The sequence below is a fragment of the Pseudomonas asplenii genome, assembly GCF_900105475.1.
In the GTDB taxonomy this organism is placed as follows: Bacteria; Pseudomonadota; Gammaproteobacteria; order Pseudomonadales; family Pseudomonadaceae; genus Aquipseudomonas; species Aquipseudomonas asplenii.
The window spans coordinates 2724034-2737251 of the sequence record NZ_LT629777.1; the positions used below are offsets into that span (position 1 = coordinate 2724034).

Here is a 13218-nt window from a genome sequence, read left to right on the forward strand (position 1 = left end):
GCGGAGTCAGCCTTTCCAGACCTGCGGGTTGACCAGGTCGCGTGGCCGCTCGCCGAGCAGGGCGCTGCGCAGGTTGGCCAACGCGCGGTTGGCCATGGCCTCGCGGGTTTCATGGGTGGCCGAACCGATGTGCGGCAGGGTCACCGCGTTCTTCAACTGGAACAGCGGTGATTCGGTCAGCGGCTCCTTCTCGTACACGTCCAGCCCGGCGCCGCGGATGGTACCGGCCTGCAGTGCCTGGATCAGCGCCGGTTCGTCGACCACCGGGCCACGGGAGATGTTCACCAGGATTGCCCCCGGCTTCATCAGGCCCAGCTCGCGCGCGCCGATCAGGTGACGGGTCTTCTCGCTCAGGGGCACCACCAGCACCACGAAGTCGGCCTCGGCCAGCAGGGCGTCGAGGCTGCAGTACTGGGCACCAAGCTGTTGTTCCAGTTCCGGCTTGCGGCTGTTGCCACTGTAGAGGATTGGCATGTCGAAGCCGAAGTGGCCACGGCGGGCGACGGCGGCGCCGATATTGCCCAGGCCGACGATGCCCAGGGTCTTGCCGTGCACATCGGTGCCGAACAGGTCCGGGCCGACGCTGGCTTTCCACTGACCGGCCTTGGTCCAGGCATCCAGCTCGGCGACCCGGCGCGCGGCGCTCATCAACAGGGCGAAGCCGGTGTCGGCGGTGCTTTCGGTGAGCACGTCGGGGGTGTTGGTGAGCATGATCCCGCGTTCGCTGAGGTAGGCCACGTCATAGTTGTCGTAGCCGACCGAGACGCTGGAAACCACTTCGAGCTTGCCTGCGTTGTCCAGTTGGGCGGCACCCAGCTTGCGCCCGACGCCGATCAGGCCATGGACATGGGGCAGGGCTTCGTTGAACTGGGCATTGAGGTCGCCGAGCTTGGGGTCCGGGACGATCACTTCGAAATCCTGGCGCAATTGATCGGCCATGGCTGGGGTGATGCGGCTGAAGGCAAGTACGGTTTTTTTCATCGCGAAGCTCATCGAACGGCGGGAATAGCAAGCACGCTATCATTTTTCGCCGGGCGTTGCTGCTACCGCTTCCATGAAATCAGGTCGCCAGGCGCACGTGGTTCAGTTCATAGGCTGCCAGCTCGGCCTGGTGAGCGGCGAGAATTTCCGGCAGTGAGCCTCGCAGGTATTCGACCCAGGTCTTGATCTTCGCATCCAGGTACTGGCGCGACGGATAGATCGCATACAGGTTCAGTTCCTGGGAACGATAGTTGGGCATCATGCGCACCAGGCTGCCGTTGCGCAGGCCTTCGATGGCCGCGTACACCGGCAGCACACCGACGCCCATGCCGCTGGTGATCGCGGTTTTCATCGCATCGGCCGAATTCACCAGGAACGGTGAACTGGACAGCGTCACTGCCTCCTGGCCGTCGGGGCCGTTGAAAATCCAGTTGTCCAGCGCCGTCACCGGGCTGACCAGGCGCAGGCAGGCGTGGTTGAGCAGTTCGCTGGGCTTGCGCGCGCAGCCGTTGGCCTTCACGTAGTCGGGCGAGGCGCAGACGATGCTGTAGGTGATGCCCAGGCGCTGCGAGACGAAGCCGGAATCGGGCAACTCCTTGGCCAGCACGATAGACACGTCGTAGCCCTCGTCGAGCAGGTCCGGCACGCGGTTGGCCAGGGTCAGGTCGAAGGTCACGTCCGGGTGGGTCTTGCGGTAGCGGGCAATCGCGTCGATCACGAAATGCTGGCCGACCCCGGTCATGGTGTGCACTTTCAGCAGGCCGGCCGGGCGCGCATGGGCATCGCTGGCCTCGGCCTCGGCTTCCTCGACATAGGCCAGGATCTGCTCGCAGCGCAGCAGGTAGCGTTTGCCGGCCTCGGTCAGGGCGATACGCCGGGTGGTGCGGTTGAGCAGGCGGGTTTGCAGGTGGGCCTCCAGGTTGGAGACCGCGCGCGAGACGTTGGCCGTGGTGGTGTCCAGTTGCACGGCGGCGGCGGTGAAACTCCCGGCTTCGGCCACGCAACTGAAGGCGCGCATGTTTTGCAAAGTGTCCATGGGGCTCTCTCTGGGGCAATGACAAATTGTGACACGAAGTAACAATGCGATGTGCAGCTTGTCGCCGTCGGGTCACCGGGCTCCTGCGGCATTGGCCTCATTCGATTCGCCAGGCGCTCATGACCTTTGCCTCATAGTAGTCGTCGATGTAGGCCAGGAGCGTTGCCTTGAACGCTTCCCGTGCCGCCAGCAAGGTCTGCTGGGTGGGTTCATCACGGGCTTTGCGGGCTGCTTGCTCCAACGTCTCCATGGCCTGCCGTCCAGCGGGGCTCAGGTGCTTGCCGATTTGCGTCAGTTCCTTGTCGAGCAGTGGATGGTCGCGACGATTGGCGATGTTGTTGAGCAACCTGTCGAAGGCCTGGGCGTGTTTGTTGACGTAGTTGTCCCATGCCTCCAGGTCGGCCTGCGTGCCCTTGTCCAGCTTGCCCAGGGCGATTGGCAGGACCAGGTCCAGTGACTGGCTGCCCAACTGTTCCGCCGCGAGGTTGTGCACATGACTGCCAATGCCTACTTCGAGTGCCAGCGGGGTCGCTGCGGTCACGGTCTGGTTGAAGTCATCGCTTTGCGTGAGGAACTGCTGGCTCAGCAGCAATACCGGTTTACCGTCCTTGATCTTCAGCGTGAACTTCGCCGAGCCACCATGGGACTGGTAAAGCACGGTACCGGCGATCAGCGCGATGATCGGTGCCGGGTCGAAACCACTGACGCCGGCCTGGGCCAAGCCGCTGGAAATCAGGTTCTGCAGGGTTTCCAGGGTGTTGAACTGGCCCTGGAGTGTAATGTCCAGGTAGGTGCCGCTCAGGTGTGGGTCATCTTCGACGACGGACGACAGGCTGATGTTCGCGCTGGCTTGCGCGCTGGCGCCCGCAGCGAGCTTGAGTTTCGACTCGACGGCAATGGTCCGGGTCTCGGTGTCGGTCTTTGCCGTGTAGAGCTTCAGGCTGTCGGGTCGCAGCAGCAGCGCGTGTTCCTTGAACAGTTGGCGGATGCTCTCGTCATGCGCCGAGTCATCGGCGATGGCGCCCTGAAGCTTGAGGTGTATGTAGTCGTTGGCCAACTGCCGGGAACGGTGGTCGATCTCCTCGCCGAGCTGGCGCAGCCGTTGTGGACTTTCGTTGCGCAGGACGGCGCGGCTCAACTGCTGGCTGCTGTCGGCGATATGCGCATGCAGGTCGCTGAGCAACTGCGGCACGCTGGTGTCGTAGTCGCGCGGGCTGCCCAGGCACTGCCGGGCGAAATCCTTCGACCAGTCGTACACCCCGATGATGTCCAGCGCCTTGTTTTTCGTGGTGCGCAGCAGATCCGTCTTGGCTTGCGCACCGGCGTTGACGATTCCCAGACCATCGAACTGGGCCTGCGCCGTCAACGCGACCCGCTGGCCGCGTTCGACCTGGAAGGGTTGTGCCTGCGGTGCGTGATGCTCGAAGTTCGGCGGGACCAGACCGTTTTCACGCAGTCTACTTTCGAGATAGGGGCGGCTTTGGGCGGCGAGGCGGATGTTCCTCTTGTAATTGTTGCAACTGGCGAACAGGGTTCGACTCTGGGTGAGCAGGTCGCGCTTGGAGCCATTCCACCAGGTCCATTTCGACAGGCTCCGGGCATTGGCGTAACTGTCGATGTCGCCGTACTTGCGGGTGGTGGACTTCTCCACCTGTGCGCTTATACGCGATGAGGCGAGGTTAGCCAGCGACACCTGTGCCGTCACGCCGGCACTGACGCTGGTGGTGTCCTTGATAATGCGGCCCTGGGTGGTTTCCAGTTTTGTCGACAGCTCCAGGCTCGGCACGATACTGGCGCCTCCCAGTGCCGTGGCACCGATACCCAGCTTGGCGCGGTTGCCCAGCGAGCCACCTTCGGCCACCTCTGCCCGGCTCTTGGCCAGGGCCTGGTCGAGTACGCTCTTGGTGCGCTGATCGCGGCTGGCGCGAAACTGCCATTTGAGCATTCGGCACAGATCGCGCAATTGCTGGTATTCGGTCTGCTGCGGGGCGCTGCAGGACCGTGCATGCTCGTCGAAGGTGTGCTGGGCGGTCTTGAAGTACTCGTAGCAGGCCTGCGCCTCTTTTTTGTCGAGATTGCCCGGTTCCTTGGCCGTGATGCTCAACAACAGTAACTGCCGGTGAAGCTTTTGCAGGGAGGCGGGCGGGGGCGAGGGACTGTCCGCCAGTTTATCCAGGACGAACCTGGAGAGGTCGCCCACGGTGGCGCGATCACCTTCCTCAAGGGGCGGAGCCGAACCTTGCAGGTGGTCGACCAGATCCAGCGTGTCAGGGCTCAGCGCAACGGCTTCATTATAATAGGAGTCACTGGGCTTGTAGCTGCACAGCACCGGGGTTGCAGGCAGCTCGGGGTAGAACGCGTGATGGCTGCGCGGGTTCAGGACGAGTTCCATGGTAGTTCACTCCTGGACCTGGTGTGCGCTCGCACAGCGCTGCAGGAAAACAGTGCAGGTGGCGAGGATGCTGGCTCTTTCGCCGCTACAGGGCTCGACGAACAGGGCCCTGGCCGCCTGCTCACGGAACCAGGTATCGAACAGCAGCATCACCGGCTCACCGGGACCGCGGGCGATGAAGTCCGTCGAGCCGCCAGCGCTCTGCGCGCCGGGGCGGGCCAGCATCAGCAGCAGCGTGGGCCGGTTGTACTCCAGCCACAGCTGGTGTTGGTTCAGCTCGGTGCTCAGTTGGAAGTAATCGGCCGGGTGGTCCGGCAATTGGTTATGCAGAAGGCGGATCAGGTCATCACGGATGGCTTCGGACATGGCCGAGGTCCTGTGTCAGTAGACAGTCTGTTTGGCGGCGGAGGAAAGGTTGAAAAAGGCGGTCAGGTCTTGCAGGACCTGCTGCTGGCAGAGGCTGGCGCTGATCAGGCCCCTGACCACCGGCGTGGCGTCCCCGCAGTCGATACTCATGTAGTTGCGGCACAGGCTCAGGTTCAGCTTCTGCCAGTGCTGGGCCGTGACATGTTCGAGGCCTCGCAGTAGGCGGTTGATCCGGTAGCCGTCGGCGTATTCGAGGGTGCACGGGTCGCCATCGAGGGTGCGCAGGTGCAAGCGGTCATCCTGCCGGCGGACCGCAATCCGCAGGTCGCCGGCCAGGCATTGCTGCAATGCACTCAAGGGTTCGAGGGGCGCCGGGGTGAGCAGGTTGGCGCAAAGACTACGGCGTCTGTGCAGTTCGAGAGACAGGTTCATGGGACGCCTCTGACTGGTGATTTTTATTGTCAGTCTGGTGACAACGTCGGTGTGGATTCAGACTGGCATGGCGGTCGGGCCGCCAATATCACAATTCGCTCATCGACCCGCTGGCTTCGGCCTGTTTTTTCGCCACGGCAGGCAACGGATTATCGCGGGAACGGTAACAAATATTCGCAGGAATCCACGCTTATCGCCGTGCCGGGCGCCCCCTAGAATTGCCGCTCCAAAGCTTCTTCATCCACGTCGGGAATTCGCAGCAGTGCCGCGTCGCATCAACAGAGAGTTGAAGACTCTCAGTGTTTGGGTTTTATCCTTGGCAATCGGCGGCTGCATCGGAACCGGAGGTATTGTCCCCCAAGGCAAGAGGCTCGCCGCCAATACCCTGGCCACCGACGAAGCGATCCAGAGCGCCGCTCGCGACGCGCATTGGCCGACGGCCCGCTGGTGGCAGGCGTACGGCGACCCGCAACTCGATCAATGGCTAGACCAGGCCCTGCAAGGCAGCCCGAGCCTGGCCATGGCCGCTGCCCGGGTGCGCCAGGCCAGGGCCATGGCCGGCCTGGCCGAAGCGGCCGAGTCGCTGCAGGTCAACGGCGAGTCGAGCCTCAAGCGCCATAAATGGGCCACGGATCAGTTCTATGGTCCCGGCGAACTGGCCGGTTCCAACACCTGGGACAACAATGCGGCGCTGGGCCTGAGTTATTCCCTCGACCTCTGGGGACGCGAGCGCAATGCCAGCGAGCGCGCCGTGGACCTGGCGCACATGAGCGCCGCCGAAGAGCGTCAGGCTCGGCTCGAGCTGCAGGACAACATCGTCCGCGCCTACATCCAGCTGTCGCTGCACTATGCCCAGCGCGATATCGTCGAGGCGACCCTGGCCCAGCAGACGCAGATTTTCGACTTGGCGCAGCGGCGTCTGGCCGGTGGTATCGGTACCCAGTTCGAAGTCAGCCAGGCCCAGGCGCCCTTGCCGGAAACCCACCGGCAACTCGATGCGCTGGACGAGGAAATCGCCCTGACCCGCAACCAACTGGCGGCCCTGGCCGGTTTCGGCCCGGGTGAGGGTGCCCGTCTCAAGCGTCCTACGCTGTCCCTGCGCAGCGCACTGAAACTACCGTCGGCGTTGCCGGTCGAGCTGCTCGGCCAGCGCCCCGATGTGGTTGCCAGCCGCTGGCAGGTCGCGGCCCAGGCCCGGGGTATCGATGTCGCCCACGCCGGTTTCTACCCCAATGTCGACCTGGTCGGCAGCCTCGGCTACATGGCTACCGGCGGTGGCATGCTGGAATTTCTCGCCGGCAAGAAATTCAACTACAGCGTTGGCCCGGCGATCTCCCTGCCGATCTTCGATGGCGGTCGCCTGCGCGCCGAACTGGGTGAAGCGGCCGCCGGTTACGACATTGCGGTGGCCCACTACAACCAGACTCTGATCAATGCGCTCAAGGGTATCTCCGACCGGCTGATCCGCCGCGAGTCGCTGGACAAGCAGCAGGTGTTTGCCGCCGAGTCGGTGGCGGCGGCGCAGAAGACCTACGATCTGGCGATGATCGCCTACCAGCGTGGCCTCACCGATTACCTCAATGTGCTCAATGCCCAGACCCTGCTGTTCCACCAGCAACAGCTCGAACAGCAAGTCCAGGCCGCCCGCCTGAGTGCCCACGCCGAACTGGTCACCGCCCTCGGCGGCGGCCTCGGCGCGGGCAACGATGTGCCGGCAGCGGAGCTTGGCGTGCCGTCCAAACCACCCGCCGTGATGGCCGCCTTCGATCACTGAGACTTCCCCCATGACTCCCTTGCCCGCCCCGGTGCGCTGGCTGTATTCCCTCGAATGGCGTCGCGGTTTCTTTGACTGGGCGCGTAGTGATGGCGTGACCTGGGTCTACATTTTCAAGGTTCTCACTGCCGCCTTCCTGACCCTCTGGCTGGCCATGCGCCTGGAGCTGCCGCAACCGCGCACGGCGATGATCACCGTGTTCATCGTCATGCAGCCGCAGAGCGGCCACGTGTTCGCCAAGAGCTTCTACCGCCTGCTCGGCACCCTGGCCGGCTCGGCAGTGATGGTGCTGCTGATCGCCCTGTTCGCGCAAAACACCGAGCTGTTTCTCGGTGCTTTGGCGATCTGGGTCGGCGTCTGCTCGGCGGGTGCGGCGCGCAACCGCAATTTTCGCGCCTACGGTTTTGTGCTTGCCGGCTACACCGCGGCGATGGTCGGCCTGCCGGCCCTGGCGCACCCGGAAGGGGCGTTCATGGCGGCAGTGTGGCGGGTGCTGGAGATTTCCCTGGGGCTGGTCTGCTCGACCTTCGTCAGCGCCGCGATTCTCCCGCAGAGTGCCAGCGCGGCCATGCGCAATGCGCTCTACCAGCGTTTTGGCGCCTTTGCCGGATTTGTCAGCAGCGGCTTGCGTGGCCCGCATGCCAGCGCGGCATTCGAGACCGCGAACCTCGGCTTCATCGCCCAGGCCGTGGGCATCGAAGGCCTGCGCAGCGTCACCGTGTTCGAAGACCCGCACATGCGTCGGCGCAATGGTCGCCTGAACCGGCTCAACAGCGAGTTCATGACCCTGACCACCCGCTTCAATGCCTTGCATCAACTGATTGAACGCTTGCACGGTGACCAGGCGTCGAGGGTCTTCGCCACCATCGAGCCGGGCTTCCAGGGCCTCGCCGAACGGCTCGACGGCTTTGCCGAGCGGGGTCTGACCGACGCCGATGCCGCACGCCTGGCGCAGCACTTGGCCGACTACAAGGCGAGCCTGCCGGAACAGGTCCGCAGCCTGCGCTCGGCGTTCCTGGAAAGCGAGCCGGACGAAGCCGACCTGCTGGATTTCCACACCGCCTTCGAACTGCTCTACCGCTTCGTCGAGGAATTGCACAGCTATGCGCTGACCCACGCGTCCCTGGCCGAGCACCGCCATGAACGCGAGCAGTGGGATGAGCCCTACGTGCCCAAGACCAACTGGCTGGCGGCCTCGGCGTCGGGTATCCGTGCCGCGTTCATCCTGTTGGTGCTGGGCAGCTATTGGGTCGCTACCGCCTGGCCGAGCGGGGCGACCATGACTCTGATCGCCGCCGCCACGGTCGGCCTGTCGGCGGCGACGCCGAACCCCAAGCGCATGTCGTTCCAGATGGCCTGCGGGACCTTTCTCGGTGCGCTGATCGGTTTTGGCGAAATGTTCTTCGTGTTCCCCTGGATCGACGGCTTCCCATTGTTGTGCCTGGTGCTCGCGCCGGTGTTCGTGTTCGGCGCGTTCCTTGCGTCGCGTCCGGCCTACATGGGCGTGGGGGTGGGCCTGCTGATCTTCTTCAGCACCGGCTCGGTGCCGGACAACCTGACGATCTACAACCCCTACACCTTCATCAACGACTACCTCGGCATGGTCATGGGCATGCTGGTGTGTGCGGCGGCGGGGGCGATCATCCTGCCGCCCAACAGCCGCTGGCTATGGCGCCGGCTGGAGCAGGACCTGCGCGAGCAGGTAGTGTTCGCCATCAGCGGCAAGCTCAAGGGCCTCGGTTCGGCGTTCGAGAGCGGCACCCGCGACCTGCTGCACCAGGCCTACGGTTTCGCTGCGGGCCAGCCGCAGGTACAGAGTGCGCTGCTGCGCTGGATGTTCGTGGTGCTGGAGGTCGGCCACGCGGTCATCGAGTTGCGCAAGGAGCAGGCGATTTTGCCGGTGCATCCGGCCTACGCCGAATCCCAGCCGTGGCGCCAGTCGATCCGGGTCATGGGTCGTTCGCTGATGCGCCTGTTCATCCAGCCCAGCGCCAGCAACCTGGAGCGTGCGCTGGTGGCGGTGGATCACGCCATCAGCCGGGCCCAGGCCAGCGACGAACCTTTTGCCCCGCATTTCGACACCTCGGTGCTGCGCCGGGTGCTGAGCTACCTGCACTTCATCCGCACCTCACTGCTGGACCCGCATTCGCCGCTGGCAGCCCTGGGCCGCCCACAAGGAAACTTCCATGCTGCGTGAAATAGCCTTCCACGGCCTCTACCTACCGACTGTGACCCTGGTGTTCCTGGTCGCCGCAGGCGTCGGCTGGGCGCTCGACCGTTTTATCGCCAGCCATGACCTGTACCGCTTTTTCTGGCATCCGGCGCTGCTGCGTCTGAGCCTGTTCAGCTGCATCTTCGGCGCCCTGGCGCTCACTGTTTACCGTTGAGAACGATCTGATGAAAAAGCTTTTCAGCCTGCTCGCCACCTTGCTGGTCCTGGCCCTCGCGATCTGGATCGGCCGGTTGCTGTGGGTGCAGTACATGGAAACTCCCTGGACCCGTGACGGCCGGGTGCGCGCCGACATCATCAACGTCGCGGCAGACGTCACCGGCGAGGTGGTGGACGTGCCGGTGCGCGACAACCAGATCGTGAAGAAGGGTGACCTGCTGATGCAGATCGACCCCGAGCACTACCGCATCGCCGTCAAGCAGGCGCAATCGCTGGTGGATTCGCGCAAGGCCACCTGGGAGATGCGCAAGGTCAACGCCCATCGCCGTGCCGACCTGGACAGCCTGGTGATTTCCAGGGAAAGCCGTGACGACGCCGGCAACCTCGCCGATGCGGCCCTGGCCGACTACCAGCAGGCCCAGGCGCAACTGGAAGCGGCACAACTGAACCTGGCGCGGACCCAGGTGCGGGCGGCAGTGGACGGTTACGTCACCAACCTCAACGTGCACCGCGGCGACTATGCACGCATGGGCGAGGCGAAGATGGCGGTGGTCGACATGAACTCGTTCTGGGTCTATGGCTTCTTCGAAGAGACCAAGCTGCCCCATGTGAAGGTCGGTGATCCGGCGGACTTGCAACTGATGAGCGGGCAGGTGCTCAAGGGCCATGTGGAGAGCATCTCGCGAGGCATCTACGACCGCGACAATCCCGAGAGCCGCGAGCTGATCGCCGACGTCAACCCGACCTTCAACTGGGTGCGTCTGGCCCAGCGGGTGCCGGTGCGGATTCACATCGATGAGGTGCCGGACGGTGTGTTGTTGGCGGCGGGGATCACCTGCACGGTGGTGGTCAAGCCGACGGCGGAGTGACTGGGGGCATGACTCACCGGCCTCTTCGCGAGCAAGCCCGCTCCCACAAGGCTCGCCTGTACACAACATACAAGGAGCAGGGCTTGCCCGCGAAGAGGCCCCCGAGACTTGTCCATGATCACAACGAGAAAAGCGTTTCAGCCTTGAGTGAAGGTCTCATGCAGGTGACGCCATAGCACCCGGCCGTCCGCGGTTTTTTCAAACACGACGGTCGAGAGGCGATCGGTCTTTGTTCCGGAGTCATCAGCCTGCCACTCACGGTAATGCAGGGTGGCACCTGCATCGTGCAGGGCGACTACTTCCAGTTCACCCAGGGTGATACGGCATCCCGACCGACGTCCACCCGCACTGGCGAACAATTCGGCCAACCCCGATTTGTCCAGTTGCCTGCCCGCCGGAGTCACCATCGAAAATTCCGGCGAGAACCTTGCCAGCAGCGGTTCCAGAACGGCCTTCGTCACCTTGCCGGCAAACCATTGCTCGATGATCTCGTGGGTTTCGATCACTTGATCGAGATAAGGCGTCTTGTCGTTCATGCGGGTTTTCCTTGTGGGGTAGTCAGCAGGGCCAGCACCGCTGGCGTATCGAGGCGCAGGGCGACGAACCTGTTCACCAGGTCCAGGGAAAAACCCAGCAAGTACACCAGCGCGATTTTCGAGCGATAGCTCATGGCGGGCTCCATCGATTGATGAAGACAGGTTATGCGCGCCCCTGGCCTTGGGAAACCGTGATTTCGCTGCTAGTTTGTCAAAGATATTTTGACAATCAGCCGGAGCACCCATGGTCAGCCTGGATCGATTCGATACTTTCAAGGCCGTGGTCGAGGCCGGTTCGCTGACAGCCGCGGCCGAACTGCTGGGGCAGACCCGGGCGGTGGTCAGCTTCAACATCAAGCGTCTGGAAGCTGAGCTGGGCGTGACCCTGCTGACCCGCAACACCCGGCGCCTGGCCCTGACCGAAGCCGGCGAGCGCTTCTACGGGCGCTGCCTGAGCATGCTCGAAGAGGCGCGGTTGGCCATCGACGAGGCTCGTTCGGAGCACACGCAGTTGCGCGGCATGCTGCGCATCACCACCACGGTGGAATACGCACTGGCCAAAGTGGTGCCGGCGCTGGAGCGATTTCGCCAGTTACACCCGGCGTTGAAGGTACATCTGTCGACGTCGTCGACCCATGCCGACTTGATCTCGGAGCGTTTCGACGTGGCGATTCGCCTGGGACAGGTATCCGACTCCAATCACCGGGCCACGCAGTTGGCGACCTTCCGCATTTTCGCCGTGGCCGCACCGGGATTCGTCGCTGGGCTGCCCGGCGCCGACCTGCCGACCTTTGCCGCGTTGCAGCAGGCGCAGAGCCTGGTCCATGGCCGCCTGGGCGACTTGGCGCTGACCCATGTGTCGAGTGGCGAGCGGTTTGTCTTCCGGCCGCGGACTGAGCAGTCACGGATCGTTGCGGACAACTCGTCGGTGCTGCGCGGTTTTGCCCTGGCCGGGCAGGGCGTGGCGATTCTGCCGGACTGGCTGGTGCAGGAGGACCTGGAGACGGGGCGCCTGTGTCGGCTGATGAGCGATTTCGAGTTTGCCGAACAGGGGGTCTATGCGTTGTACCCGAACACCCGGCACCTTCCGTTGAAGGTGCGGTTGTTCATCGATTTCATGAAGGAACAGGCCTGATCAGAGGCGGGTACCCAAGCCGAACTTCTTCATCAGCACTTTCTCCAGCAAGCCCTTGGGCAGCAGGTTCGCCAGCAGCGGCAGGGCCCGGCTGCCGTTGCCCAGGCGCAGCAGACGCGGTGGTTTTGCCTGACGGGTGGCCTTGAGCAAGCCGGCGGCAAACTCGATCGCCGGAGTTGGACGGTCCTGCGAGGCGTTGGCCCTGGCGCGAATGCCATCGCGCAACGGCCACCAGGGCGACTCTTCGGCAATCAGTTGCTCGGCCTCATGGCTGGCATTTTTGGCGAAGTGGGTATCGATGGCTCCGGGTTGTACTTCCATCACTCTTACCCCAAACGGCGCCAGTTCCATGCGCAGCGCATCGCTCAGGGCATGCACCGCCGCCTTGGACGCGCAATAGGCACCGGCAAACGGCGTGACCAGCACACCCGACACACTGCCGATGTTCACCACCAACCCACGGCTGCGGCGCAGCGCCGGGAGCAGGGCGCGGGTGACGCCGACGACGGCGAAGACGTTGGTTTCGAACTGCCGCTGCAGGGCCTCGACACCGCCATCGAGCAGCGGCCCCATGGCGCCGTAGCCGGCGTTGTTGATCAGGATGTCCAGGCCCGCCGGATGCTGTTCGATACGCTTGGCCAACTGTTGCAGCGCATCGCCATCGTTGACATCCAATTGCACGGCGGTGAACCCGGCGGCGGCCAGCGCGGCGACATCTTCGGACTTGCGTGCGGTGGCCCAGACTTCATGACCGGCTTGTCGGAACGCATCGGCCAGGGCGCGGCCGATACCGCTGGAGCATCCGGTGATCAAGGTGACGGGCATGGCACATCCTTATGAGGACTGGGAGTCGAAGACCTCCGAGAATACCTTGTCCGGTACAAAAAAGAGTGCATCGAGCCCCTGTTTGATCTTTTCCCGGTTGGTGCCATGCATGCGGGTCTGGCCGCCATGGCCATCGAGAAAAAACAGAGTGGGGACGTACTGGATCTCGAGATTCGGTTGCAGCAACCTGAAGATCGGGATGCTGAGCTGGAAAAACGCCACCTTGTCCCGATAGGGCCCGGCGGCCAGCGCGGCAATCTTCGGCTTGAGTTGGTCGCATGGCGGGCAGCCATAGCCGTAGACCAGGATCACCGAGGGCTTGGGGCGGATCAGCGGCACCTCCAGGCTGCCCAACTCGCTGCGGAAGGCGCGCCGGGTCTTGATCTCGATGACGGTGGTGTTGCTCTTCATTCGGGCCCCCTGCTGGCTGGTTGCGCGGACAGGGGGTATTCAACGTCAATTTCAGGAGGTTGTAACCTGTCA

Annotated in this window: 14 protein-coding genes; 5 read left to right on the top strand and 9 right to left on the bottom strand. The window is 63.7% G+C overall.

Annotated features, from left to right (window positions below):
• Nucleotides 1-6 precede the first annotated feature (6 nt).
• The 5 genes from BLU37_RS12445 to BLU37_RS12465 form a co-directional block, all read right to left on the bottom strand.
• Nucleotides 7-981, bottom strand: a complete 975-nt coding sequence (locus BLU37_RS12445) for a 2-hydroxyacid dehydrogenase (RefSeq protein WP_090210937.1) — start codon at nt 979-981, stop codon at nt 7-9.
• 79 nt (nt 982-1060) lie between these two features.
• Nucleotides 1061-2017, bottom strand: a complete 957-nt coding sequence (locus BLU37_RS12450; protein WP_090205227.1) for a LysR family transcriptional regulator — start codon at nt 2015-2017, stop codon at nt 1061-1063.
• A 97-nt stretch (nt 2018-2114) separates the two neighbouring features.
• Nucleotides 2115-4409 carry a hypothetical protein gene (locus BLU37_RS12455; protein ID WP_232000500.1) on the bottom strand — a complete coding sequence of 765 codons (2295 nt, stop codon included), beginning with the start codon at nt 4407-4409 and terminating at the stop codon, nt 2115-2117.
• A 6-nt stretch (nt 4410-4415) separates the two neighbouring features.
• Nucleotides 4416-4775, bottom strand: coding sequence for a hypothetical protein (locus BLU37_RS12460; protein WP_090205230.1), 360 nt, complete (start codon nt 4773-4775; stop codon nt 4416-4418).
• A 15-nt stretch (nt 4776-4790) separates the two neighbouring features.
• Nucleotides 4791-5207 carry a hypothetical protein gene (locus tag BLU37_RS12465; RefSeq protein ID WP_090205233.1) on the bottom strand — a complete coding sequence of 139 codons (417 nt, stop codon included), beginning with the start codon at nt 5205-5207 and terminating at the stop codon, nt 4791-4793.
• Between the two features lie 262 nt (nt 5208-5469).
• On the opposite strand from BLU37_RS12465, the gene BLU37_RS12470 reads away from it, so the two are divergent.
• Genes BLU37_RS12470 through BLU37_RS12485 form a run of 4 tightly spaced genes read left to right on the top strand, consistent with a single transcriptional unit; the run spans nt 5470 to nt 10239 of the window.
• Entirely contained in the window at nt 5470-6981 is a 1512-nt protein-coding gene (locus BLU37_RS12470) for an efflux transporter outer membrane subunit (RefSeq protein WP_090205236.1), read from the top strand.
• A 10-nt stretch (nt 6982-6991) separates the two neighbouring features.
• Nucleotides 6992-9178, top strand: coding sequence for an FUSC family protein (locus BLU37_RS12475; RefSeq protein WP_090205238.1), 2187 nt, complete (start codon nt 6992-6994; stop codon nt 9176-9178).
• Nucleotides 9168-9368 (top strand): DUF1656 domain-containing protein, encoded by a 201-nt coding sequence (locus BLU37_RS12480; protein ID WP_010445139.1) that lies wholly within the window; start codon nt 9168-9170, stop codon nt 9366-9368. Before BLU37_RS12475 ends, BLU37_RS12480 begins: the two co-directional genes overlap by 11 nt.
• A gap of 10 nt (nt 9369-9378) precedes the next feature.
• A complete protein-coding gene (locus BLU37_RS12485) occupies nt 9379-10239 on the top strand; it encodes an efflux RND transporter periplasmic adaptor subunit (protein ID WP_090205241.1) in 861 nt (286 codons plus the stop codon).
• A 137-nt stretch (nt 10240-10376) separates the two neighbouring features.
• Here the strand turns inward: BLU37_RS12485 and BLU37_RS12490 are convergent, their stop codons facing one another.
• Both BLU37_RS12490 and BLU37_RS29010 read right to left on the bottom strand, forming a co-directional pair.
• Nucleotides 10377-10775: a DUF4440 domain-containing protein gene (locus tag BLU37_RS12490; protein WP_090205244.1), complete on the bottom strand. Its 399-nt coding sequence runs from the start codon at nt 10773-10775 to the stop codon at nt 10377-10379.
• On the bottom strand, nt 10772-10909 hold the full coding sequence (locus tag BLU37_RS29010) for a hypothetical protein (RefSeq protein ID WP_157696376.1): 138 nt from the start codon (nt 10907-10909) through the stop codon (nt 10772-10774). The genes BLU37_RS12490 and BLU37_RS29010 overlap by 4 nt, the downstream gene beginning before the upstream one ends.
• A 110-nt stretch (nt 10910-11019) precedes the next feature.
• Here BLU37_RS29010 and BLU37_RS12495 point away from each other — a divergent pair, with 110 nt between their 5' ends.
• The gene (locus BLU37_RS12495) at nt 11020-11910 is read left to right on the top strand and encodes a LysR family transcriptional regulator (protein ID WP_090205247.1); all 891 of its coding nucleotides are present in this window, start codon (nt 11020-11022) and stop codon (nt 11908-11910) included.
• Here BLU37_RS12495 and BLU37_RS12500 read toward each other — a convergent pair whose 3' ends face one another.
• Together BLU37_RS12500 and BLU37_RS12505 are read right to left on the bottom strand one after the other, a co-directional pair.
• Nucleotides 11911-12735: an SDR family oxidoreductase gene (locus BLU37_RS12500; RefSeq protein ID WP_090205249.1), complete on the bottom strand. Its 825-nt coding sequence runs from the start codon at nt 12733-12735 to the stop codon at nt 11911-11913.
• A gap of 9 nt (nt 12736-12744) precedes the next feature.
• Entirely contained in the window at nt 12745-13146 is a 402-nt protein-coding gene (locus BLU37_RS12505; protein WP_090205252.1) for a thioredoxin domain-containing protein, read from the bottom strand.
• Nucleotides 13147-13218: the final 72 nt, after the last annotated feature.